The organism is Kitasatospora sp. NPDC058048 (assembly GCF_042885555.1).
GTDB classification, from domain to species: Bacteria; Actinomycetota; Actinomycetes; order Streptomycetales; family Streptomycetaceae; genus Kitasatospora; species Kitasatospora lactacystinica.
In genome coordinates, this window is record NZ_JBHVRT010000003.1 from 64,804 (window position 1) to 87,677 (window position 22,874).

Below are 22,874 nucleotides of genomic sequence, written 5' to 3' on the forward strand. Positions count from 1 at the left end.
ATGGGCGACCGGATCCGAGGGGTCGAACTCGGGCTCGGCCTGATCGGCATCGGCCGGCCGTGGCCCGCCCCGGACTCCGCGGTGTGCCTCCCCGAACAGGCCCGGGCCCTGCTGGACCGGGCGATCGAACTGGGCATCCGCTTCTTCGACACGGCCGCCGCGTACGGCCGGAGCGAGGCGGTGCTCGGCGAGTACCTCGCGGACCTGCCCGCCGGCCGACGCGACGACCTGGTGATCGCCACCAAGTGCGGCGAGACCTGGCCGGCCCCGGAGGGTGCCCGTCCGGACCACTCGCCCGGAGCCCTGGAGACGAGCTTCGAACGGTCCCGCCGGCTGCTGGGGCGCGTCGACCTCCTGCAACTCCACAAGTGCGCGGTCGAGGACCTGCGGGACGAGCGCCTCCTCGCCTGGTTCGAGGGCCTGCGGGCCTCCGGGGAGGTGGGAGCGGTCGGAGTCAGCGTCTCCTCCGAGGAGGCCCTGCGGGCGGCGCTCGCCGTCGACCTCTTCGACACCGTCCAGTTCCCGGCGAACCCCGCCAACGCCGGCTTCGCCGCCGCGTACGGCGAGGCCGGGCGTTCGCACCTGCCCCTGCTCAACCGGCCGATGGCGTCCGGTGCGCTCGCCGGCACCGGCAACCCCTTCGCCTTCCACGCGGCGGCCTTCCGGCGCGCGGTCGTCCTGACCGGCACCACGCAGGTCGGCCATCTTGAGGCGAACGCCACGGCATTCGCCTCGGCGGCGACCGCGGCGACCGCGGCGACCGCGACGGCCGCGGTGGTCTCGGACCAGGATCGGCACCGGTGCCCCGGTTCTCCTTCGATCCCTCAACATCCTTAGCCCACAGGCAATGTCGCCCTGACGGAACCGGGCCGCGGCGGCCCGGCCGGGGGAGGGCAGCCGAACGGCCGGTCGACCTCGCGGTCGACCGGCCGTTTCGTCGTTCCAGGGACCGGATCAGGCCCGGCCTGGAGCCCGCACCCCCGGTGGGGCGGGGTTCGTCAGCCCTCCTGCCAGGTGGCGCCGGAGCCGGTGAACGCGCCGGAGACACCGGTGTCGTCGGACCAGATCCAGAAGTCGGCGTGCGAGACGCCCTCGGGGCTGACCGAGGACTCGGCGGCCGCGACCCCGGCGCCGTTCTGGTTGACGATGAACTGGCCGCTGCCCCAGCTCGCGTCCAGGCCCTCCTGGGCCGACGCCAGGCCGGCGGTGCCGATCACGAGCGGGACGGTGAGGGCGCTGACGGCCAGGACACGCTTGAGGGCACGCATGATGGTCTCCTCCATGAAGTGCGGGACAACAGGTGGCAGTGCCGGTCGGCCCTGCCGCAACCAGACAGCCATGTGCCGCCGGCCCCCGCAATCGGCGCCGCCATCCGAACAGACCTGACGAGGTGTCAGGCTCGCCGCGCCGACCTGCGGAAATGGCCGATCGGGTGATCGTATTGAGGGATCGTCCGGGCGGAGCAGACGCTCTTCGGGTGGGCCCATGGGAACGGCCGGTCGACCTCGCGGTCGACCGGCCGTTTCGTCATTCCAGGATCCGGATCAGCGGCGGCCCTGTCCCGGGGTCGCCCCGTACGTCCAGTGGTGCAGGGTTTCGTCAGCCTTCGTGGCTGGTGGCGCCGGAGCCGGTGAACGAGCCGGTGACGCCGTTGTCGTCGGCCCAGATCCAGAAGTCGGCGTGCTCGACGCCGTCGGGGCCGACGTGGGATTCGACGGCCGCGAGGCCGGCGCCGTGCTCGTTGGCGGTGAAGAAGCCCTTGCCGTAGTTCGCGTCGATGCTGCCGTGGGCCGAGGCCAGGCCGGCGGCGCCGATCACGAGCGGGACGGTGAGGGCGCTGACGGCCAGGACACGCTTGAGGGCACGCATGATGGTCTCCTCCAGGGAGTACGGGGTAACAGGTGGCAGCGCCGGTCGGCCCTGCCAGAACCAGACAGCCATGCCCCGCCGGCCCCCGCAATCGGCGCCGCAATCCGAACAGACCTGATGGCGTGTCAGGCTCGCCGTGCCGACCTGCGGAAATGGCCGATCGGGTGATCGTATTGAGGGATCGTCCGGGCGGAGCAGGCACCGACCCGCCGACGGCGGACGGCCGGTCGGTCCGTGGGTCGACCGGCCGCCGGGCTCACCGGGCCGCGCAGGTCGCGGAGCCGTCGTCCGGACCGATCGGGGAGTGTCCGTATCCCGCATTCGGGCCCGGTGACATTGCTCACGCGCGGCCGTCGAATGGCGCATTTCGGCAGAGGCGCGACGCATCGAACGGAACCGCGGGCCCAACCGTGATTCACCGCGGCAAGTGGGCGCATTGCTCATTCGGCTGCGAGAACCGCGCGGCCGATCGCATCGGCGCAGGTCGGGCCGTGTGTCGTGGCGGCGGACGAGAAGTGCGGCAGGCAGCTGGAAATGGACCGTCAAGTCCGGAACTTGACCATTCTTTTTCCGTCATAATGGATACGGTCGGGGGGCGATCACGGCCGCATCGTGGGCATTTCCGCGCGGCGGACCGAACTTCGGCGCGCGCGTGACCGTGGGCCGAATCATGGGGAGGGGAACGGTCGTGGTGGGCGGGAACGGGCCCGGCGCACCCGGCGCCGCAGGCCTGCTGGTCGGCCGGGACGACGACCTGCGGCTGGTCCGGGAGCGGCTGGGCATCGGGGCCGACGGCGGGGCGCTGCTGCTGGCCGGCCAGGCCGGCGTCGGCAAGAGCGCCGTCCTGGACGCCGTCGCCGCGTCCGCCCTCGCGGACGGCGCCCGGGTGCTCAGGGCCTCGGGAGTGGAGTTCGAGGCCGACTGCGGCTACTCCGGCCTCAACCAGATCCTCTTCCCGCACCTGGGCGCCCTGGACCAGCTCGACGCCGCGCTGCGCGACGCCCTGCGCGTGGCGCTCGGCTTCGACAGCGGGCCGCCGCCGGAGCAACTCGTCGTCTGCAACGCCGTCCTGCGGCTGCTCCAGACCATCGCCGGCGGGCAGCCGCTGCTGCTCGTCGTCGACGACCTGCACTGGGTCGACCCGGCCAGCACCACCGTGCTCGGCTTCGTCGCCCGGCGGGTGACCGGCCTCGGCGTCGGCTTCGTGGCGGCGGCGCGCTCCGGCGAACTGGGCCCGAGGGAGAGCAGCGCCTTCCCCGCGTACGAACTCCCGCCCCTCGACGACGAGTCCGCGGCCCGGCTGCTCGCCGACCGGTACCCCGGACTCGCGCGCGGAGTGCGCCGACGGCTGCTGGCCGAGGCGGGCGGCAACCCCCTGGCACTGCTCGAACTGCCCGCGGCCGTGCAGCCGGCCGCCGCCGGATCCCCGGCCGTGCCACCCCTCAGCAGCCGGCTGGAGACGCTGTTCGGAGCGCGGATCGCCCGGCTGCCCGCCGCCTCCCGGCACCTGCTGCTGCTCGCGGCCCTGGAAGGCACCGGCGACCTGGGCGTGCTGCAGGCGGCCGCCCGCCGCGCCACCGGCTCGTACGGCCTGGACGACCTCGCCCCGGTCGAGCGCGAACGGCTGGTGCACATCGAGGAAGGCCGACGGCGGCTGAGGTTCCGTCACCCGCTCATCCGGTCCGCGGTGGTGCACCACGCCCTGAGCGGCGAACGGCGCGCCGCGCACGCGGCCCTGGCCGAGGCCCTGGCCGACCGGCCCGAACGCGGCGCCTGGCACCTCGGCGAGGCCACCCTCGAACCCGACGAGGAGGTCGCCGCACTGCTGGAGCACGCCGCCGGCCTCACCCTGCGGCGCGGCGACGCCTCGGGGGCCATGCGGACCCTGATCCGGTCCGCCTCCCTCTCCCCGGAGGGGCCGAACCGCCGCCGCCGGCTCGCCGAGGCCGCCTACCTGGGGGCCGAGTCCACCGGGGCGCTGTCCAGCGCCCGCAAGCTCCTCGACGACGCGCGGCAGGCCGCCCCGGAAGGGGAGGACTCGCTGCACTCGGCCACGGCCTCGGCCCTGCTCGTGCTCAACGGGGACGCGCCGGGCGGGGACGTGTTCCGTGGGGACGCGCCCGGCGGGGACGTCTTCCCCGGGGACGCGCCGGGCGGGGGCGTTTCGGGTGGGGGCGCTTCGGGCGGGGACGCCGAAGCGGCCGCCGCGGGCGGCGACGTGGGCACTGCCCACCGGCTGCTGACCACGGCCATCGAGTCCGCGGCCGGTGCCCACGGGTACCGGGCCGACGACAAGGCGCTCGTCGACGCGCTGCACGTCCTCGCCGTGATCTGCTTCTTCGGCGCCCGGCCCGAACTGTGGCACTCCTACGACCGGGCCGTGGAACGCCTCACCCCCGAGCCGCCCGCCATCCTGACCGTCCTGGGCCGCACCTTCGCCGACCCCGCGCGCACCGGCGCGGCCGCCCACGGACAACTCGACGCCCTCATGGGCGCGTTGGGCGAGGAGGCCGACCCCGTACTGATCACCAGGGTCGGCACCGGCGCCCTCTACCTCGACCGCCTCGGCGAGGTCCGCGACACCGCCTGGCAGGTGGTGCGGGCCGGGCGCGAGGGCGGACCGGCCCGGCGGTACCTCTCCGCGCTCATCCACCTGTGCCTGGAGGACTACCTCACCGGGCGGTGGGACGAGGCGCTCGACCTCGCCGCCGAGGGGCTGCGCGCCTGCGAGGAGCACGGGTACCGCGCCTTCGCCTGGTACTTCCTGTACATCAGGTCCATCGTCCTCGGCGCCCGCGGCCACACGGACGAGAGCCTCGCGACGGCCCGCCACGTCATCGACTGGGCCGCGCGCCACGGCGCCCCCTGCGCAGCACACTACGCCCACCACGCCGCGGCCGTGGCGGCCCTGGGCCGCGGGGACTTCGCGCTCGCCTACCGGCACGCCGACGCCGTCAGCCCCGCCGGCACCCTGGCCTCCCACGTCCCCCACGCGCTCTGGGTGGCCGCGCACCTCGTCGAAGCCGGCGTCCGCAGCGACCATCGGGCCGAGGCCGCCGCGCACGTCCGGGCCATGCGCGAGGCCGGGCTCGGCGCCGTGTCCTCCCGGCACGCCATGCTCCTGGAGGCCTCGGCCGCCCTGTGCACCGACGACGACCAGGAGGCCCTGCGCCGCTTCGCCCGCGCGCTGGACACCCCCGACGGCGACCGGTGGCGCTTCGACCACGCGAGGGTCCGGCTCGCCCACGGCGAACGGCTCCGCCGAACCCGGGCCACGGCCGAGGCCCGGGCCCAACTCGGCGCCGCACTGGCCGCGTTCGAGGAGCTGGGCGCCCGGCCGTGGGCCGAGCGGGCGAGGAACGAGCTGCGGGCGACGGGCCGCAGCAGACCGGGACCCGACGCCTCGAACACCCACGGCCTGAGCGCCCAGAAGCTCAAGATCGCCCGCCTCGCCGCCTCCGGACTCACCAACAAGCAGATCGCCGACCGGCTGTTCATCTCGCACCGCACCGTCGGCGCGCACCTGTACCAGATCTACGAGAAGCTGGGCATCACGTCCCGCACCATGCTGCGCGACGCCCTCGGGCCGGCCGTCGAGGACGGCGGCCCGCCGGTACCCGGGCGCGGTTGAGGACGGCCGTCCGGTCCGAGGACCGGCCGGCCGTCCGCCGTCGGACCGTCAGGACGTCCAGACGATCACATGGGCCGCGACCGGCTCGCCGGCCGCGTCGAGCGCGACGGCGTTCCCGGCGACCACCCCGGCGTCGTTGACGAACAGCGCCTGGGCGTACGGGCTGAGCGGGGACGGCGGGAGAGGCACGGCCGTCCCGTCGGGCCTCCACAGCAGGGCCGTGGTGCGGTTCCAGTCCGGGCCCTGCGCCTCGCCGACGGCGGTTCCCGCGCCGTTGACCGCCATCGCCTCGCTCTGCCGGCCCGGCGGGCCGCCGAGCAGGGTCTGCGTACCGTCCGGGTTCCAGCGGGCGGCGAAGGTGGAGCGGTGGGCGTCGAACGTCGCCCCGACCACGGTGCCCGCGCTGTTGACGGCCCTCGTCCGACCGTAACCGGCGTCGCGGACGGCGCCGCCGGGCGTCCACACCAGCACCCGGTCGAACTCCGTGTCTCCGGTGCGCCGCCCGTGACCGAGCACCACGCCGTCGTCGGTCATCCCGTCCACCCGGGCCCCGTCGAGGCCCGGCGGCAGCGGGAGCGCGGACACGGCGCCCCCCGGGCTCCAGAGCACCGGAGTCTCCCGGGAGCGGCCGTCGCCGAGGCTCCGCTCGGAGGTGCCGGCGACGACGCCCGCGTTGGTGACGGCGGCGGCCGAGCCCGCGGTGTCGCCGGGCAGCAGCGGCAGATCCACCCTGGTGCCGTCGGCCTGCCACTTCAGGGGCTTGGACCGGTACGTGTCGTCGTACGAGCCGCCGGCCACCACACCGGCGTCGTTGACCGCGGCCGCGCCGCCGCCGCGGACACCGGCCGGCAGCGCCAGCGCCGTGGCGGTCCCGTCCGGGGCCCAGCGGACCGGGTGGTTGTCGGACATCGTCCGGTAGGAGGACCCGACCACGGTGCCCGTGCCGTTGAGCCCCACCGGGCGGCTGGACAGGTCGCCGGTCAGCGGCGCCAGGACGGTGTAGCCGAGATGGTCGGGATGCCAGCGGACGGCGCGCGGGGTGAGCTGGCCGGAGACGTCCGCGTAGTACTCGCCGACGACGGCGCCGTCGCGGCTCAGGCCCCGCGCCAGGCTGTAGGCGGTGCCCGGCGGCTCGGGAAGGAACCGCGGGGCCGGCAGCGGTGCGGCCGGAGCGGCCACCGTGGCCGCCGTGGCCGCCGTGGCCGCCGTGGCCGTGGGCACCGGGCCGAGCAGCAGGGCGGCGGACGCGGCGGTGGCGACGAGGGCCGCTGCGGCGACGAGGGCCGCGGGGCGCGAGGGGCGCGAGTCGGTCGGCCGGTGGAGGTGGAGGCGGGTCGCGGCCATCAGGGCTTCCAGACCATCGCGCGCGGGAGATCCTGCGCGTTCGGCGCGTCGTACCAGGTGGCATCCCCGGCGATCACCCCGGATTCGTTGACGAGGAGGGCCCGGGCGTAGGGGCTGAGCGAGGACGGCGGGAGCGGCACGGCCGTGCCGTCGGGCCGCCACAGCACCGGCGTGCGGCGGTACGGGGTCGGGCCCTCCGCGAAACCGACGGTCGTGCCCGCGGCGTTGATTGTGCTCGCCCAGGCCTGCCGGCCCGCCGGGGCGTCGAGCAGCGTCAGCGTGCCGTCCAGGGTCCAGCGCGCGGCATGCTCGGAGCGGTCGGCACCGAACGTCGTTCCGACGATGGTGTTCGCGGTGTTGACGGAGCTCAGCCGGCCGTGGGCGACGTCCCGGGCGGTGCCGTTCGCGTCCCAGGCCACCACCCGGTCGAACCCGGTGCCCCCCGCGCGCCGCCCTTGGCCGAGGATCACGCCGTCGTTGGTGATCCGGACGACCCCGGCCGCGTCGATCCCCGGGGGGAGCGGAAGCGCCGTCACGTCACCCGCCGGGCTCCAGATCACCGTCCGGGTCCGGGACTCGCCGCCGACCGACCCCGAGGACCAGCCGATGACGAAGCCCGCGTCGTTGATGAACGAGACCGAGCCGGTGTCGTCGCCGGGCAGCAGCGGCAGGTCGACCCGGGTGCCGTCGGCCTGCCACTTCAAGGGCTTGGGCCGGTAGCCGGAGTCGTACGAGCCGCCGATCACCACACCGGCGTTGTTGATCCCGGACGCGCTGCCGCCGCGGACCCCGGCCGGCAGCTCCAGCGCGGTCGGGGTGCCGTCCGCCGCCCAGCGGACCGGGTGGTCCTCGGTCAGGCCGGCGAAGGAGACCCCGACCGCGACGCCCGACGCGTTCAGGGAACCCGGGCGGGTGGCGACCTCGCCGGGCAGCGGTTCCAGGGTGGTGACGCCGGACCGGTGCGCGTTCCAGCGGAGCGCGCGCGGGGCGAACCGGTTGGGGATGTTCAGGTAGGTCTCGCCGAGGATGTCGCCCGCGTTGTTCAGGCCGTACACCGAGCTGAGCGGGGCGGCGTTCGCGGGCAGCGGCAGCAGGTACGGGGTCGGCACCGGTGCGCCCGGGTCGGCCGCCGCGGCCGTGGGCACCGGGCCGAGCAGCAGGGCGACGGCCACCGCGGCGGCGGCCGGGGCAGCTCTGCGAAGGGTGGGGGAACCAGCCATCCGGAAACTCCTGTCGTGTCAACGATCAAGTGGATCAAGAGAGTTGATGCTCCGTCGGAGTCGGGTCGGTCGGGTTCCCGGTCCGACGGCCAAGTCTCATCCACGGTCGGTTCGTTGGCAGGCCGATCGCCGAATCGGCCGGAATCACACCCCTTTTGGGCGCGTCCGCGGGGTGGCGGCGGAGCGGTTCCGAACGGTTTGGGGCGGTCTCGTGGGATGTCGGACGGGTGTGGCGGGTGCCCGGGCGGCGGGTGCCCGCGCGGCCCTCCCGGCGCGCGTCGCCGGCCGGGGGTGCGGTGGCCGGGGTGGCGGGGGTGTGCTGCTCCCCGCCCTCCTCGGCGCGCGGGTTGCGCTACCGGGCGGCGACCGGCGGGCCGTCGTCGCCCTCGGTGCCGCCGCCACCGGGCCGACCGTCCCGGCCGGACGAGCCACCGCCGGGACCCCGGGCGTACACGGTGAAGGAGGTCAGGCCGGCGGGCAGCGCCCAGGCCCCGGCACTCCGGATGGACACCTTGTAGCGGTGCGGGCCGTCGTCCCGCTGGACGGGTGCGGCCTGGGCGGCCGTCGCGGCCAGTGCCGCGACGGTGGAAGCGGTCGCCAAAAGGCCTTGTCGGAAGAGCTTTTGATTGATCGTCATTCATGCGATGGTCTGGAACTCCGGCGGCCTGGCGGCGGCTTCGACCCGTATTCACGCGAACGGGTGGTCGCGATCCGGCCGAGTTCGCGGAGGCCCCCGCCGACCCCCAATCGCCCCCGTCGACCCCCACCGGCGACCGCCGATGTGCTGTCGACGGGTCGCCGGGGGAGGCCGCCGGAGCTCCTCCCTCGATCGGGGGAGGGCGGGGGCCGGGAGGCCGGTGATACTGGCGAACATGATCAAGGGAATGCGGTTGCTGCTGCGCAGGTCGACGTACACGGGGGTGCTGTTCGCGGTACTCGGAGCGCTGGCCGGGCTGCCGGTGGCGATGGTGGCGCTCGGGATGACGCTCGGGGTGTCCGGGCGGCCGGACTCGGTCTGGCTGGCGCTGCCGCTGTGGGTGGTGCTGCTCGCGGCGGCCGGGCTGCCCCGAGTGGTGCGCCGGGTGCTGGCGGCGGGCGCGCGGCGACTGCTGGGCGTCGCGGTGCCCGCCCCGGTGAAGGGGGCCGCGACGGAGCGCTGGCGGACGCCGGCGTTCGTGGTGGCCCACGTGGCGCTGGGGTGGACCGTGCTGATCGGCGGCAGCACGTTCCTCGTGATGGCCATGACGCTGCCGGGGCGATGGGTGGAGGGCTCGGCCCGGATCAGCCTCTTCGGCTGGGGCGCGGACGTGACCGGCGTCTGGTCGTGGGTCATCGGGGCGCTCAGTCTGGTCCTCGCGGCGGTGCTGCTCGCCGGGGCGTCGGGGGCGCTGCGGTGGCTGGCGCCGCGACTGCTCGGACCCTCGCCCGCCGAGCGGCTCGCCCTGGCCGCCGAGCGGGAGCGGCTGATGGCCGAACGCAACCGGCTGGCCCACGAGTTGCACGACTCCATCGGGCACACCCTGACCGCCGCCACCATCCAGGCGGCCGTCGCGGGCGAGGTGCTCGCCGACGACCCGGCGGCGGCGCGGGCCGCCATGCGCAGCATCGAGGAATCGACCCGGGCCGCGCTGGAGGACCTCGACTACGTGCTCGGCGCACTGCGCGAGGAGCAGACCGGCACCGCCCCGACCCGCACCCTCGCCGACCTGCCCGAGCTGATCGACCGGCTTCGGCACGCGGGCGCCGTCGTGGCGCCGCGGACCACGGGGGACCTGGCGCAGGTGCAGGGCACCCTCTCCCGGGCCGCCTACCGGATCGTCCAGGAAGGGCTGACCAACGCGCTGCGGCACGGCAACGGCGGGACGATCGAGCTGCGGGTGACGGCGGGACCGGAGGAACTGGAGCTGACCGTGGTCAACGCGGTGGCGGGCGCGGCCGCCGGACCGGGCGCGAGCGGCTTCCCGACCTCCGGGCACGGCCTGCCCGGGCTGGCCGAGCGGGTGAGGCTGCTGCACGGCGAGTTCGAGGCCGGCCCGTCCGGCGACGGGCAGTGGCGGCTGGCGGTCCGGCTGCCGATGCGGTGGTCGGCGTGAGCGGCGCCGGCCCCGACACGGGCGCGCCGTCCGACGTCACCGTCCTGATCGCCGACGACGACCCCCTCACCCGCAGCGGCCTGGGCACCCTGCTCGGTGCCCAGCCCGGCATCACGGTGGTCGGGAAGGCCGCCGACGGCGTCGAGGCGGTCGAGCAGGCCCGGCTGCTGCGGCCGGACGTGGTGCTGATGGACGTGCGGATGCCGCGCCGCAACGGCATCGACGCCACCCGCGAACTGCTGCGGGAGCACGCCGACCCGCCCAAGGTCGTGGTGATCACCACCTTCGAGAACGACGCCTACGTCACCGCCGCGCTGAGCGCCGGCGCCAGCGGCTTCGTGCTGAAGCGGCGGCCCGTCCCGCAGATCGCCGAGGCGGTGCGGGTGGCGGCGGCGGGGGAGGCGGTGCTGTTCCCCGCCGCGCTGAGCCGGATGGTCGCGGCCCGGCCGCTGGACTCGGCCGAGGCGCTGCCCCGGGCGGCGCTGACCGGGCGGGAGGAGGGCGTGCTGCGGCTGATGGCGACCGGACTGTCCAACCCGGAGATCGCGCAGGCGCTCGCCGTCAGCCAGGAGACCGTCAAGACGCACGTGGGGAACGTGCTGGGCAAGCTCGGCGCGCAGAACCGGACCCACGCGGTGGTGATCGCGTACGAGAGCGGGTTGGTGGTGCCGGGGCTGCCGGGGGCGTAGCCGGCGGGGCGCGGCGCCGGGCCACGGCGCCGGGCCGCGCCGCGCCGGAGCCGCCACGGTCCCGGAGCCGCCACGGTCCCGGAGCCGCGACGGCCCCGAGGGCCGCTACCGCACGGGGTCGATCGGGGTGAGGGTGCCGAGGCGGTCCTCGACGGCCTGGGCGGCGGCCAGGCACAGGTCCTCCCGGAAGGCGCGGCCGACGAGCTGGACGCCGGTGGGCAGGCCGTCCGCGGCGAGGCCGGTGGGGACGGCGACGGCCGGCACGCCGACGAAGCTGGTCACCGAGCAGAGCCGCATGGCCGAGTCGACCCGGTCGCGGCCCGCCTGGTCCCGGGACTCCAGTCCGGGCTCGACCGGCGGCTCCGTGAACACCGGGCCCAGCAGCAGCGGGTACTCGTGCAGGAACTCCGTCCAGGAGCGGCGGATGCTCATCCAGACGCTCATCAGCCGGATCAGGCCGGGGGCGTCCACGGGCCGGGCGCCGTGCATCATCAGCTCGATGTAGCGGTCGCCGCCCTCGCCGAGCAGCTGCCGCACGACGGGCCAGCTCGGCGCGAACTCGGTGACGGCGAGGCGGTGGTAGGCGTCGAGCGCCTCCTCCATCCGCGGGACGTCGGGGACCTCCCGGACGTCGTACCCGGCGTCGCGCAGCGCGTCGGCGGCGGTCTCGACGGCGCGGCGGACGGTGGGGTGGACCCCGTGGCCGCCGTGGCTGCCGTGACCGCCCGGATCGGCGACGACGGCGACCTTGATCGGACCGGCGAGCGGTTCCCCGTACAGCGGGACGGGCACGGCGCGCGGGTCGCGCGGGTCGGTGCCCGCCAGCGTCTCGTAGGCGAGCCGCAGGTCGGCGACCGTACGGGCCAACGGGCCGTCGGCGACCAGGACCTGGGAGGCCGGGCCGGGGTCGTCCGGGCCGATCAGGCGCTGGTCGGCGGGGAACCGGCCGGTGGTCGGGTTGAGGGCGGCGACCCCGCAGAAGGAGGCGGGGACGCGGACCGAGCCGCCGGAGTCGTTGCCGAGCCCGAGCGGGGCCATGCCGGCGGCGACCGCCACGCCGTCCCCGCCGCTGCTGCCGCCGGGGGTGCGGCCCGCGTCCCACGGGTTGCGGGTGTCGCCGTACAGCTCGCTGCGGGTGTGCATCCCGGCGAGGATCAGCGTCGGCAGGTTGCTGTGGCCGATCGGGATCGCCCCGGCCGCGCGCAGCCGGGCCACCGGGACGGCGTCGGCGGCGGCGACGTGGTCGCGGAAGCGCGGGCTGCCGAAGGTGGTCGGCACGCCGGCGATCGGGGTGCACTCCTTCACGGTGAACGGCACGCCCGCGAGCGGACCCAGTTCCTCGCCCGCGGCCCGGCGGCGGTCGGTCTCCCGGGCGGCCGCGCGGGCCCGGTCGGCGAGCAGCTGGGTGACGGCGTTCAGGTGCGGGTTGACGTCGGCGATCCGGTCCAGGTGGTCGTCCACCACGTCCAGGGCCGACACCTCGCCCGTGCGCACGGCGGCGGCGAGTTCGGTGGCGGGCTTGCTCCACAAGGGCATGGGAGTTCTCCTCGGCTCTCCTCGGCCTGGTTCTGATGCGACCGCATCGGAACAGGGCCACCATAGCCCGGGAGCCGATACGCTTGCATCGAAATAAAACGAGGGCCAACGAGGACCGACAAGGACCGACAAGGACCCAAGGAACGCGGAGGGAGACCGGGGATGCCCAAACAGGTGGACCACGAGGGCCGGCGCCGGCGGATCGCCGAGGCCGTCTGCCTGCTGGTGGACGAGCACGGGCTGGAGGGCGTCACCCTGCGGGACGTCGCCGCCCGGGCGGAGGTCTCGATGGGAGCCGTCCAGCGCTGCTTCCGCACCAAGGAGGAGATGCTCCTGTTCGCGCTCACGCACATCGGCGCGCGGGTCTCCGAGCGGGTGCGGAGCCGGCTCGCGGCCGGCCCGGCGCAGTCGGCGGCCAGCGAACTCGGACTGGTGGCGGGCGAGGTGGCGCTGCTCCGCGAGGAGCACCGGGCCGAGGCCAGGATCTGGCTCGCCTTCGTCGCCGGGGCCGCCGTCAACCCGGCGCTGGCGGCGACCCTGCGGAGCAGCTACGCGGCGCTGGAGGAACTGATGGTGCGGCTGGTCACGGAAGCCGCCGGCGGGGCGGCCGTCGGCGGATCGGTGATCGGCGGGGCGGCCGCGGGCGGGGCCGTCGTCGCGCGGACCGAGGCCCGCGCGCTGCTCGCCCTCGCCGACGGGCTCACCACGCACGTCCTGGTCGGGCACCGGACGGTGGGGGAGGCGGAGGAGGTCCTGCACGCGCACCTGGCCGGGCTCTGGGCGCGCTGCTGACCGGAGGCCGCCGATCCGTCGCCCGCCGATCCGTCGCCCGCTGTTGTCGCCCGCGTCACCGTCCAGTCCGTGGAAGGCCGGCGAAGGCGGCGGCCGGGTGCGGCAGGATCGGGCCCGACGTCACCGGAGACGCCTGTCGGACACTCGTGTTGGGAGAGCCTGCCGTGACCTCTGTGGAGATCCCGGGATCCAAGTCCATCACCGCCCGGGCCCTGTTCCTGGCCGCCGCCGCCGAGGGCGTGACCACCCTGCGCCGCCCGCTGTCCTCGGACGACACCGAGGGCTTCGTGCAGGGCCTGGACACCCTCGGGTACCGGATCGAACGGACGGCCGACACCTGGCGGGTCGAGGGCCGCCCGTCCGGGCCCGCCGTGCCGGACGCCGAGGTGTACTGCCGGGACGGCGCCACCACCGCGCGCTTCCTGCCCACCCTCGCCGCCGCCGGCCGCGGCACCTACCGCTTCGACGCCTCCGCCCAGATGCGCCGCCGCCCGGTCGCCCCGCTCACCCGGGCACTGCGCGAGCTGGGCGTGGAACTGCGGCACGAGGAGGCCGAGGGGCACCACCCGCTGACGGTCGTCGCCGACGGCGTCCGCGGCGGTGAACTCACCCTGGACGCCGGGCAGTCCTCGCAGTACCTGACCGCGCTGCTGCTGCTCGGCCCGCTCACCCGGGACGGCCTGCGGATCACCGTCACCCGGCTGGTCTCCGCCCCGTACATCGGCATCACCCTGGCGATGATGCGCGACTTCGGGGTCGAGGTGAAGCGGGAACGGACCCCCGCCGGCGAGGTGTTCGAGGTGCCCGCCGGCGGCTACCGGGCCGCCGACCACCCGATCGAACCGGACGCCTCCACCGCCAGCTACTTCTTCGCCGCCGCCGCCCTGGCCGGCCGCGAGGTCACCGTCCCGGGCCTCGGCCGGGACGCGCTCCAGGGCGACCTGCGGTTCGTGGACGTGCTGCGGCGGATGGGCGCCCGGGTGGACATCGGCGGCGACCGCACGACCGTGGCCGGTGACGGCCGGCTCGGCGGAATCACCGTCAACATGCGGGACATCTCCGACACCATGCCCACACTCGCGGCCATCGCCCCGTTCGCCACCGGCCCGGTGCGGATCGAGGACGTCCACAACACCCGGGTCAAGGAGTGCGACCGGCTGGAGGCCTGCGCCGACAACCTGCGCGCGATGGGCATCACCGTGGCCACCGGGGACGACTGGATCGAGATCCGGCCCGGCACCCCGCGCCCGGCCGAGATCACCACCCACTCCGACCACCGGATCGTGATGTCCTTCGCCGTCACCTCGCTGCGCACGCCCGGCATCACCTTCGACGACCCGGGCTGCGTGCGGAAGACCTTCCCGGGGTTCCACGAGGTCTTCGCGGAGCTGCGGGCGGCCTGGGGGATCTGACCCCCGGCGGCGGCGCGGCGCCCCGACGCCGCCGGTCGCCCGCCGGAATCCCGGTCGCCCCGGAATCCCGGTTGCCGGGCGGCGGGCCCGGCGGCGAGGATGCCGTTCGTGTCCGAGACGGTTTTCGAGACGGAGTCAGACGGGCCCGAGCTGCGGCCCTACCCCAAGATCCCCGCGCGCGGCCGCTCCGGCGGGCCCGGCAGCCGGGAGTGGACCGCGGCCGAGAAGGTGCACGGGGCGCACTTCGCGGTGGTCTGCGAGGGCGGCTCGGTGCGGGCCGCGAAGCGGCGTGAACTGCTGGACGACGAGGGCCTGGACGCCTTCTTCGGCGTCAGCCGGATCTGGCCCGAACTGTCCGTCGCGGCGGCCCGGTTCGCCGCCGCGGTGCGCGGTACCCGGGACGGTGCCGCGGTGACGATCTACGGGGAACTGGCCGGCGGCCGCTACCCGCACCCCGGGGTGCCCGCCGCCCCCGGGGTCGACCCGGTCCAGACCGGCGTCTGGTACGCCCCCGGCCTGCGCTGGCTGCCGTTCGACGCCACCGTCGAGACGCCCGAGGGCCGTCGGTGGATCGCCGACCGCACCCTGCGCACGGCCGCGCGGGCCGCCGGGCTCACCTGCGTGCCCCTGCTCGGGCACGGCCCCCTGACCACCCTGCACGACCTGCCGGTGCGCTACCCCACCCGGGTGCCCGCGCTGTTCGGCCTGCCCGAACTGCCGGACAACCTCGCCGAGGGGTACGTCCTCAAACCCGCCGGCGAGTGGCACGAGTCCGGCCCGGCCCGTCCGCTGGTGAAGGTGAAGCAGCAGGCCTTCGCCGAGGACGACCGCTACGACGGCGCCCGCCCGTACCTCCCCCCGCCCCGGGGCGCAGCCGGCGTCCCGGCCTGGCTCCTCGTCCAGGCCTCCGCCCTGCTCACCCCCGCCCGGGCCGCGGCCGCCGTCAGCAAACTGGGGCCCCGTACGGCCGCGGACGCCGTGGCCGAGGAGATCGCGGCGGACGTGGCGGAGGAACTCGCCGAGGCCGTGGGCGGGTTGGAGGCGGACGTGCTGGCCGCACTGCGCCGGGCGCTCGAACCGGGCGCGCGCACGCTGGCGTCCTTCGACGCGCAGGACCGGCGCGGCGCCTGAGCGGGCGGGCCGACGGCGCGCGGCGGGGGCGGGGGCGTGGTCGAGCGCGGGGTCGAGGGCGGGTTCAGACGGTGTCCAGGAGGCTTCCACGTCCGGGGGGAGGGGCCCATCATGGGCTCCCGGTCCCGGCAGAACCGCCCCGACACCGCCCCGACACCGCCCCGACACCGTTCCGGGGCTGTTCCGGGGCCGCCCTCAGGAGGCAGAAGAGATGACGATCCCACCGCCCGTCCGGATCCAGGCCGCCGTCGTCCGCGCCGCGTACGCCCTGCCGGAGGGCCTGCGGCGGGCCATCGCGGGCAGGCCGGTGGTCCGCGACGGGCAGACGCTCGCGCTGGACGCGCAGCTGATGCTCAAGCTCCAACGGCTGTCCAAGGCGGCCCTGGTGATGCCGGGCGGGGTCGGGTCGTCGCGGGCCGCGATGGAGCACGCGCGGCACCTGGTGGGCGGGCCGCAGGACCGTGCGGTGGCCGCGCGGAGCGTCGGCATCCCGCGGGAGCACGGCGAACTGGCCGCCACGCTGTACACCCCGGACGGGCTGGCGACGGGCTCCGGCCTGCTGGTCTTCCTGCACGGCGGGGGCTGGGTGGTCGGCAGCCGGGCCAGCCACGACCACGTCGCCCGCTTCCTCGCCCGGCGGGCGCGGGTGCGGGTGCTGTCGGTGGAGTACCGGCTGGCGCCCGAGCACGTGTTCCCGGCGGCGGCCGAGGACGCGCTCGCCGCCCTCGACCACGCCCACGCCGAGGCGGCCGAGCTGGGCGCGGACCCGGAGCGGATCGCGGTCGGCGGGGACAGCGCGGGCGGCAACCTGGCCGCCGTCGTCGCCCAGCAGGCCGTCCGGCGGGGCGGGCCCGCCCCGGTGTTCCAGCTGCTGCTCTACCCGGCGACCGACGCCTCGGTCCGGCGCCCCTCGCGCGGGCTGTTCGCCGACGGGTTCTTCCTGACCGACGCGGACATGGACTGGTTCGCCGACCGGTACGCGCCCGCGCCCGCCGACCGCACCGACCCGCGGCTGTCGCCGCTGCTCGCCGAGGACCTGTCCGGCCTGCCGCCCGCGTACATCGGCACCGCGGGCTTCGACCCGCTGCGCGACGAGGGCGAGGCGTACGCGCGGGCGCTGCAGGAGGCTGGGGTCGCGGTGCGGCTGAGCCGGCAGCCGGACCTCATCCACGGGTACGCCAACTACCTCGGAATCGGGGGCCGCTTCCGGGAGGCGACGGCCGAGGCGGCGGAGGCGCTGCGGCAGGCGATCGGCGAGGCGTAGCGGACGCGGCGCAGCGGCGCGGACAGGGAGGGACGCGGAACGGACGCGGAACGGACGCGGGACGGACCCGGGGCGCGAACCATACGGTCGCGCGCCGGGTCGTTGCCGCACGGGGGGTTCTCGGCGACCGGCTCTTATTGTACTGTCCGTCTAATAAGCGGGTGAGCGGGAGCCCGCGGAGACAGGCACCTGGAGGCAGCCATGGCGCTCACCCGGCAGACGGGGCACGGCCACACCGAGGCCGACGACGACGTCTCGAAGCGGCTGCTGGAGTCGGCCGCCACCCTCTCCTACGACCCCTCGACCGAGATCGACTGGGACGCCCCGCTCCCGGAGGACCACTACGGCCTCAACCCGGAGTGGAGCACCCTCTACGGCACCCGGCTGTGGGACGAGATGACCGAGCGGCAGCGGGTCGTGCTCACCCGGCACGAGGTCTGCTCGATCATGAACACCGGCATCTGGTTCGAGATGATCCTCCAGCAGATGGTGCTGCGCGACCAGTACCTCAGGAACCCCGCCGACGCCGCGTTCCAGTTCGCGCTCACCGAGATCGCCGACGAGTGCCGCCACTCGATCATGTTCGCCCGGGCCTGCGCCAAGATGGGCGTCCCCGCCTACCGCCCGCACAAGCTGATCGCCCAGGCCGGCCGCGCCTTCAAGGCGCTCGCCAAGGGCGAACTCGCCTACGGCGGCATCCTGGTGGCCGAAGAGGTGCTCGACGTCATGCAGCGCGACTGGATGCGCGGCGAGAACGTCCTGGAGATCGTCCGCGGCACCTCCCGGATCCACGTGGTCGAGGAGTCCCGGCACATGAAGTTCGCCCGGCAGGAGATCCGCGAGCGGATGCGCCACGCGAGCCCCGCCCGCCGGCGCGCCTCCGCCACCGGCATCGCCGTGGGCGCGTACGTCATCGTCACCAGCATGGTGCACCCGGGCGTCTACAAGGCCGCCGGGCTCGACGTGCAGCGGGCGCTCGCCGAGGTGCGGGCCAGCGAGCACCGCAAGGCGATGATGCGCACCAGCTCCCGGCACCTGATGGCCTTCCTCGCCGAGACCGGACTGCTCACCAGCCGCTCGGCGGCCGTCTATCGCCGGGTGCACATGCTCTGACGGACCGTCGCCACCAAGCCGCCCCATCCCCCACGCGCAGCGAGGACCCCACCCGGCCATGGCCTACGCGATCACCCAGACCTGCTGCAACGACGCCTCGTGCGTGTCCGTCTGCCCGGTCAACTGCATCCACCCGACCCCGGACGAGCCGGAGTTCGGCACCACCGACATGCTCTACATCGACCCGCGGGCCTGCATCGACTGCGGCGCCTGCGCGGACGCCTGCCCGGTGGACGCGGTGTACCCGGTCGACCGGCTGCGCGGGCCCGACGCCGTGTTCGGCGACCTCAACCGCGACTGGTTCCGCGACCACCCCAGCGACCACGCCTGGGGCGCGCCCAGCTTCCCGCGCAGCCTGCCGGACGAGCTCGGCGCGCTGCGGATCGCGGTCGTCGGCACCGGCCCCTCCGCCGGGTACACCGCACAGGAACTGCTGCGCGGCACCAGCGCCGAGATCACCATGATCGACCGGCTGCCGGTCACCGGCGGCCTGCTGCGGCACGGTGTCGCGCCCGACCACCAGTCCACCAAGCGGATCGCGGAGAGCTTCGCGAGCGTCTTCCGCGACCCCCGGCTGCGGATGCACCTCAACGTGGAGATCGGCACGGACCTCACCCACCAGGAGCTCGCCGCGCACCACCACGCGGTGGTGTACGCGGTCGGCGCGGCGGCCGACCGGCGGCTCGGCGTCCCCGGCGAGGACCTGCCGGGCAGCCTGCCCGCGACCGCGTTCGTCCGCTGGTACAACGCCGAACCGACCGTGCCCGCCGACGCGGTGGAGCTGTCGGCCCGGCGCGTGGTGGTGATCGGCAACGGCAACGTCGCGGTGGACATCGCCCGCATCCTGCTCACCGACCCCGACCGGCTCGCCGCCACCGACATCGCCGACCACGCCCTGGCCGCGCTGCGCCGCAGCCGGGTCCGGGAGGTCGTGCTGCTCGCCCGGCGCGGGCCCGGACAGGCGGCGTGGACCAGGGCGGAGTTCCTGGCCCTGCGGCAGCTGCCGGGTGTCGAGGTGGTGGTCGAGGACCACCCGGAGGTACGGGCGGCGATCGAGGCGGCGGGAGCGGAAGCGGGATCGGGGTCCGGCGCGGGGTCGGGCACGGCGGCGGGAGCGGGGCTGCTCACCGGGCTGCCGCTGGTGCCGTTCGACGGGTCCGCGGAGCCCGGGCCGGGACGGCGGATCGTGCTGCGGTTCCTGTCGGCGCCGGTCGAACTCTCCGGGGACGGCCGGGTCGAGGCCCTGACCGTCGAGCGGACCACCCCGACGGCGGACGGCCGGGTCGAGGGCACGGGGGCGACGGACGTGCTCCGGGCCGGGCTGGTGGTGCGCTCGATCGGACACCGGGGCGTACCGCTGCCCGGGCTGCCGTTCGACGAGCGGGCCGGGACGGTCGCGCACCGGAACGGGCGGGTCGTCGACCCGGCGACCGGACGGCCGCTGCCAGGGACGTACGTGGTGGGCTGGGCCAAGCGCGGGCCGTCCGGCGGGATCGGCGCCAACCGGGCCTGCGCGCGGGAGACCGTGGACGCGCTGCTGGACGACGCGGCCGCCCGGGCGCTGCCCGTCCCGGAGGCGGGCCGCAAGGACTTCGAGCGGCTGGTGCGGCACCGGCGGCCGGACGCGGTGGGGCTGCGGGAGCTGCGGGCGGTGGAGCGCGCGGAACGCGAGCGCGGCGAGGCCGAGGGGCGGCCCCGGGTGAAGCTCGCCAGCGTGCCCGAGCTGCTGGCGGCGGGGCGGCGGCGGTAGCGGGGAAGACCCGGGCCCGGGCGGGAAACCCCGGAGCCTCGCCGGGAAGAACCCACGGGCCGTGCCGGGACATTGGGGAGGCCACGAGGTGCGCTGGATGGGGGGTGGGCCGACTTCCTGCGCACCCGGCCGCGCTCCGCAGGGGGTTGACCTGCGGAGCGCCGGGTTGACCCGACCGTGTCCCGGCGCGGGCGGGGTGCGTTGGGTGGGTGTGAGTGGATTCGGGTGGCTGCCGGTGCCGGAACGGCAGCCGGGTGAGGAAACGATCCTGCGCGGCATTCCGGACAGGCCTCCGGAACCGCCGTCGGCACCCCCGACGCCCGAGCCGCGGGGGCCGACGGAACCGCCGGTGCGGGAGCAGTGGGTGACGGAACGGCCGGTGGCGGAACCCGGCCCGGAAGCGCCCATCTACGCCGAGCTGGCCCGGCGTTGGCAGGCCGAGGGGCGGGCCGTCCCCGGGCTGCCCGATCCCGTCTGGGACGCGCTGGCCGCACCGGCGGCCCGGGACCGGCCGGCGGTGCCCGGCCCGGGCCGGAGCCCCGGGCGGAGCCCTGCGCGGGGCCCGGGGTGGAACCCGGGGTGGGACCCGGCTGCGGGCCCGGAGCGGAGTCCGGGGCCGGGCCCGGGGCACTGATCCACTCGGCCGGATCGTCGACACGCGCGGATACCCCGACGGGGGGACCCGTGCGGTGGTCGGACTATCCCAGGAGAGTGGTCCTCAGCCAGGGGACGATCAGCGCCATCGCCTCGTCGAACCTCGAAATGGCGCAGTGCCCGGTGTCCGGGATCAGTTCGACCCGGGTGTCGCGGCGGCCGGCGAACACCAGGGTGTCGTGCTGCGGGACGTGGACGTCGTCGGCGCCGTTGAGCACCAGCATCGGCGCCTGGTCGCCCCGGTCCAGCAGCGGGCGCAGGCCGAAGGAGCCGAAGGCCCGGCCCAGGACCGCCCGGTCCGGTGCGGCGTCGAAGCCCAGGGCGTTGCCCACGATGCCGTCCATGCCGAAGTCGAAGCCGCGGTCCGGGTCGAAGGAGTGCTCGACCGGGCCGCCGAGCACCACCGCCGCGTCCACGGCGCCGGTCAGCCCGGTACGCGCGGAGTAGTAGCCGCCCATCGAGATGCCGAAGTGGCCGACCCGGCCGTCGCCGAGCGTACGGGCGAAGGCGATCAGGCCCTCGATCACCTCGGTGCCGCCGTCCGGGGTCATCGGCAGGTGGGAGGTCTCGCCGGTGCCCGCGAGGTCGAACAGCAGCAGCCGGACCGGCAGGGCGAGCGCGAGCTGCTCCCACATGCCGTGCAGGTCGGTCTTCCAGGAGTCCACCCCGCCGCTGGCCAGCACCACCGGGGCGGCGGCGGGCAGGCCGGGCGCGGCCATCAGGTGGACCGGGACCGCGGCCTCGCCGCCGCAGTGGGGGACGGTGAGCGTGCGGCGCTCGACGTCGACCGGGAAGCCGGGCGAGGCGAGCAGGTACTGCTCGACCTGGCGGGCCAGCGCGGTGCGCTTCGGAGCGTCGGCGAGCGAGGGGAACTTGGCCCAGCCGTACGCCTGGGCGGCCTGGCGGTGGCGCCCGGCGCCGGCGTGCCGGGCGGCGAGGGCGGACCACTCGTACACCCAGCCGCCGGGCCGGTCGGCCCACATGTCGGTGACGGTCGCGCGGACCGCGTCCACCTCGGCGGCGGGCAGGCCGAGGGTCATCTGCGGGTAGCGCTCGACGAACAGGTCCTGCGGGTCCAGGGGCCAGGTGAAGGACATGGCGATGCCTCCTGTCGCTCTTAAAGCCGGAACTCTTGCATTAGCGACTATGCGCCGGGGGATCGCTTAATGCAAGTGCTCCTGCGTTAAGGTGGTGGCGAGGTGATCGACACATGACCGAGGAAGAGCCGGACCCGATCCGCCGCCGTCCGGGCGGCCGGGCCGCCCGGGTGCGCCGGGACGTCCTGGCGGCCGCCATGGAGGCGCTGGCCGAAGGGGGCGTCGCCCGGCTCACCATCGCCGACGTCGCGGCCCGGGCCGGCGTCAACGAGACCACCGTGTACCGGCGGTGGGGCAGCCGGGAGAAGCTGGTGCTGGACGCCATGCTGACCGCCAGCGACGAGGGCATCCCGGTCCCCGACACCGGGGCCGTCCGCACCGACCTGACCGCCTTCGCCCGCGCGCTCGCCGCGTACCTGGCCACCCCGCTCGGCCGGGCCGTGGCCCGCGCGGCCGCCCTCGGCTCCGAGGACCCGGCCCTCGCCGAGGCCTGGCAGGTCTTCTGGGACTCCCGCCTCGCCCAGGCCGGCGCCGTCGTCCGGCGCGCCGTCGACCGCGGCGAACTCCCGGCCGGCACGGACGCCGACCTCGCCCTGGAACTGCTCAGCGCACCCCTCCAGGCCCGCGCCCTGCTCGGCCACCGCGAGATCGGCCCCGAACTCCCGGAGCGCCTCGCGGACCTGATCCTGGACGGCCTGCGGGCCCGGGACCGGCACGCACGGGACGACGGCTAGCGCACACGGCACGGCGGCCGGCGCACACGGGACGACGGCCGGCGCACACAGCACGGCGGCGCCCCCGGCCGGGGAGGCAGGGGGCGCCGCGGAGGGTGCGGGGGCCGGCCGGGTCAGCCGACGTCCCGGGCGGTGGAGCCCAGCGACTCCAGGTTCCAGGTGATGATCCGCCGGGGGTGCACCCGGATGACGTCCCGGCTGAACCGGTCGGGCGCCACCGGCGGGACGTCCACGGCGAGCACCTCCGCCCGGCCGCGGATCTCCACGCCGCGCCCCCAGCCGCCCGCGACCGGATCGTCGGCGGGCGCCAGGTCGTCGATCAGGACGGAGACCTCGGGGCGGTCCCGGGCGTTGCGGTACTTGCGGCTGCCGGCGTTGTCCGGCCCGCCGATGTCGATGGTGCCGTCGTCGTTGAGCCGGAAGCCCACCGGCCGGACCTGCGGGGAGCCGTCCGGGCCGAGGGTGGCCAGACGGGCCAGCGGTTGGCCGGTGAGATAGCCGCGTTCGCGTTCGGTGAAGTAGCCCATGCGGCCGAGGCTAGGACC

At 75.6% G+C, this 22,874-nt stretch carries 19 protein-coding genes; 11 read left to right on the top strand and 8 right to left on the bottom strand.

Annotated elements, in window-relative coordinates; translation table 11 throughout:
- Positions 1 to 837, top strand: a complete 837-nt coding sequence (locus tag ACFVVA_RS04095; protein ID WP_387685477.1) for an aldo/keto reductase — start codon at positions 1 to 3, stop codon at positions 835 to 837.
- 161 nt (positions 838 to 998) lie between these two features.
- Here the strand turns inward: ACFVVA_RS04095 and ACFVVA_RS04100 are convergent, their stop codons facing one another.
- Both ACFVVA_RS04100 and ACFVVA_RS04105 read right to left on the bottom strand, forming a co-directional pair.
- Positions 999 to 1,268, bottom strand: a complete 270-nt coding sequence (locus ACFVVA_RS04100; RefSeq protein WP_387685479.1) for a hypothetical protein — start codon at positions 1,266 to 1,268, stop codon at positions 999 to 1,001.
- A gap of 331 nt (positions 1,269 to 1,599) precedes the next feature.
- Positions 1,600 to 1,869, bottom strand: coding sequence for a hypothetical protein (locus tag ACFVVA_RS04105; protein WP_387685481.1), 270 nt, complete (start codon positions 1,867 to 1,869; stop codon positions 1,600 to 1,602).
- A gap of 670 nt (positions 1,870 to 2,539) precedes the next feature.
- Between ACFVVA_RS04105 and ACFVVA_RS04110 the strand changes: the two genes are divergently transcribed.
- Positions 2,540 to 5,500 carry an AAA family ATPase gene (locus ACFVVA_RS04110; RefSeq protein ID WP_387685483.1) on the top strand — a complete coding sequence of 987 codons (2,961 nt, stop codon included), beginning with the start codon at positions 2,540 to 2,542 and terminating at the stop codon, positions 5,498 to 5,500.
- Positions 5,501 to 5,548: 48 nt separating this feature from the next.
- On the opposite strand, the gene ACFVVA_RS04115 is transcribed toward ACFVVA_RS04110, so the two are convergent.
- The 3 genes from ACFVVA_RS04115 to ACFVVA_RS04125 form a co-directional block, all read right to left on the bottom strand.
- Entirely contained in the window at positions 5,549 to 6,844 is a 1,296-nt protein-coding gene (locus ACFVVA_RS04115; RefSeq protein ID WP_387685485.1) for a hypothetical protein, read from the bottom strand.
- Positions 6,844 to 8,064 carry a hypothetical protein gene (locus ACFVVA_RS04120; RefSeq protein ID WP_387685487.1) on the bottom strand — a complete coding sequence of 407 codons (1,221 nt, stop codon included), beginning with the start codon at positions 8,062 to 8,064 and terminating at the stop codon, positions 6,844 to 6,846. The genes ACFVVA_RS04115 and ACFVVA_RS04120 overlap by 1 nt, the downstream gene beginning before the upstream one ends.
- A gap of 352 nt (positions 8,065 to 8,416) precedes the next feature.
- Positions 8,417 to 8,701 carry a hypothetical protein gene (locus ACFVVA_RS04125; RefSeq protein ID WP_380545651.1) on the bottom strand — a complete coding sequence of 95 codons (285 nt, stop codon included), beginning with the start codon at positions 8,699 to 8,701 and terminating at the stop codon, positions 8,417 to 8,419.
- Positions 8,702 to 8,936: 235 nt separating this feature from the next.
- Between ACFVVA_RS04125 and ACFVVA_RS04130 the strand changes: the two genes are divergently transcribed.
- Both ACFVVA_RS04130 and ACFVVA_RS04135 read left to right on the top strand, forming a co-directional pair.
- Positions 8,937 to 10,157, top strand: coding sequence for a histidine kinase (locus tag ACFVVA_RS04130; protein ID WP_387685489.1), 1,221 nt, complete (start codon positions 8,937 to 8,939; stop codon positions 10,155 to 10,157).
- Entirely contained in the window at positions 10,154 to 10,846 is a 693-nt protein-coding gene (locus ACFVVA_RS04135; protein WP_387685491.1) for a response regulator, read from the top strand. Before ACFVVA_RS04130 ends, ACFVVA_RS04135 begins: the two co-directional genes overlap by 4 nt.
- 105 nt (positions 10,847 to 10,951) lie before the next feature.
- Here the strand turns inward: ACFVVA_RS04135 and ACFVVA_RS04140 are convergent, their stop codons facing one another.
- Positions 10,952 to 12,382 carry an amidase gene (locus ACFVVA_RS04140; RefSeq protein ID WP_387685493.1) on the bottom strand — a complete coding sequence of 477 codons (1,431 nt, stop codon included), beginning with the start codon at positions 12,380 to 12,382 and terminating at the stop codon, positions 10,952 to 10,954.
- Positions 12,383 to 12,544: 162 nt separating this feature from the next.
- Here ACFVVA_RS04140 and ACFVVA_RS04145 point away from each other — a divergent pair, with 162 nt between their 5' ends.
- The 6 genes from ACFVVA_RS04145 to ACFVVA_RS04170 all read left to right on the top strand — a co-directional run bounded on the left by ACFVVA_RS04145 (position 12,545) and on the right by ACFVVA_RS04170 (position 19,844).
- Positions 12,545 to 13,174 (top strand): TetR/AcrR family transcriptional regulator, encoded by a 630-nt coding sequence (locus ACFVVA_RS04145; protein WP_387685495.1) that lies wholly within the window; start codon positions 12,545 to 12,547, stop codon positions 13,172 to 13,174.
- Positions 13,175 to 13,338: 164 nt separating this feature from the next.
- Positions 13,339 to 14,586: a 3-phosphoshikimate 1-carboxyvinyltransferase gene (aroA, locus tag ACFVVA_RS04150; protein ID WP_387685497.1), complete on the top strand. Its 1,248-nt coding sequence runs from the start codon at positions 13,339 to 13,341 to the stop codon at positions 14,584 to 14,586.
- A 108-nt stretch (positions 14,587 to 14,694) separates the two neighbouring features.
- On the top strand, positions 14,695 to 15,717 hold the full coding sequence (locus tag ACFVVA_RS04155; RefSeq protein WP_387685499.1) for an RNA ligase family protein: 1,023 nt from the start codon (positions 14,695 to 14,697) through the stop codon (positions 15,715 to 15,717).
- 211 nt (positions 15,718 to 15,928) lie between these two features.
- Positions 15,929 to 16,981 carry an alpha/beta hydrolase gene (locus ACFVVA_RS04160; RefSeq protein WP_387685501.1) on the top strand — a complete coding sequence of 351 codons (1,053 nt, stop codon included), beginning with the start codon at positions 15,929 to 15,931 and terminating at the stop codon, positions 16,979 to 16,981.
- A 201-nt stretch (positions 16,982 to 17,182) separates the two neighbouring features.
- Positions 17,183 to 18,094, top strand: coding sequence for a diiron oxygenase (locus tag ACFVVA_RS04165; protein WP_387685504.1), 912 nt, complete (start codon positions 17,183 to 17,185; stop codon positions 18,092 to 18,094).
- Positions 18,095 to 18,152: 58 nt separating this feature from the next.
- The gene (locus ACFVVA_RS04170; protein WP_387685506.1) at positions 18,153 to 19,844 is read left to right on the top strand and encodes an FAD-dependent oxidoreductase; all 1,692 of its coding nucleotides are present in this window, start codon (positions 18,153 to 18,155) and stop codon (positions 19,842 to 19,844) included.
- Between the two features lie 698 nt (positions 19,845 to 20,542).
- On the opposite strand, the gene ACFVVA_RS04175 is transcribed toward ACFVVA_RS04170, so the two are convergent.
- Entirely contained in the window at positions 20,543 to 21,595 is a 1,053-nt protein-coding gene (locus ACFVVA_RS04175) for an alpha/beta hydrolase (protein ID WP_387685508.1), read from the bottom strand.
- Between the two features lie 113 nt (positions 21,596 to 21,708).
- On the opposite strand from ACFVVA_RS04175, the gene ACFVVA_RS04180 reads away from it, so the two are divergent.
- Positions 21,709 to 22,329 carry a TetR/AcrR family transcriptional regulator gene (locus tag ACFVVA_RS04180; protein WP_387685510.1) on the top strand — a complete coding sequence of 207 codons (621 nt, stop codon included), beginning with the start codon at positions 21,709 to 21,711 and terminating at the stop codon, positions 22,327 to 22,329.
- 113 nt (positions 22,330 to 22,442) lie between these two features.
- Here the strand turns inward: ACFVVA_RS04180 and ACFVVA_RS04185 are convergent, their stop codons facing one another.
- Positions 22,443 to 22,856 carry a PPOX class F420-dependent oxidoreductase gene (locus ACFVVA_RS04185; RefSeq protein ID WP_387685512.1) on the bottom strand — a complete coding sequence of 138 codons (414 nt, stop codon included), beginning with the start codon at positions 22,854 to 22,856 and terminating at the stop codon, positions 22,443 to 22,445.
- Positions 22,857 to 22,874: the final 18 nt, after the last annotated feature.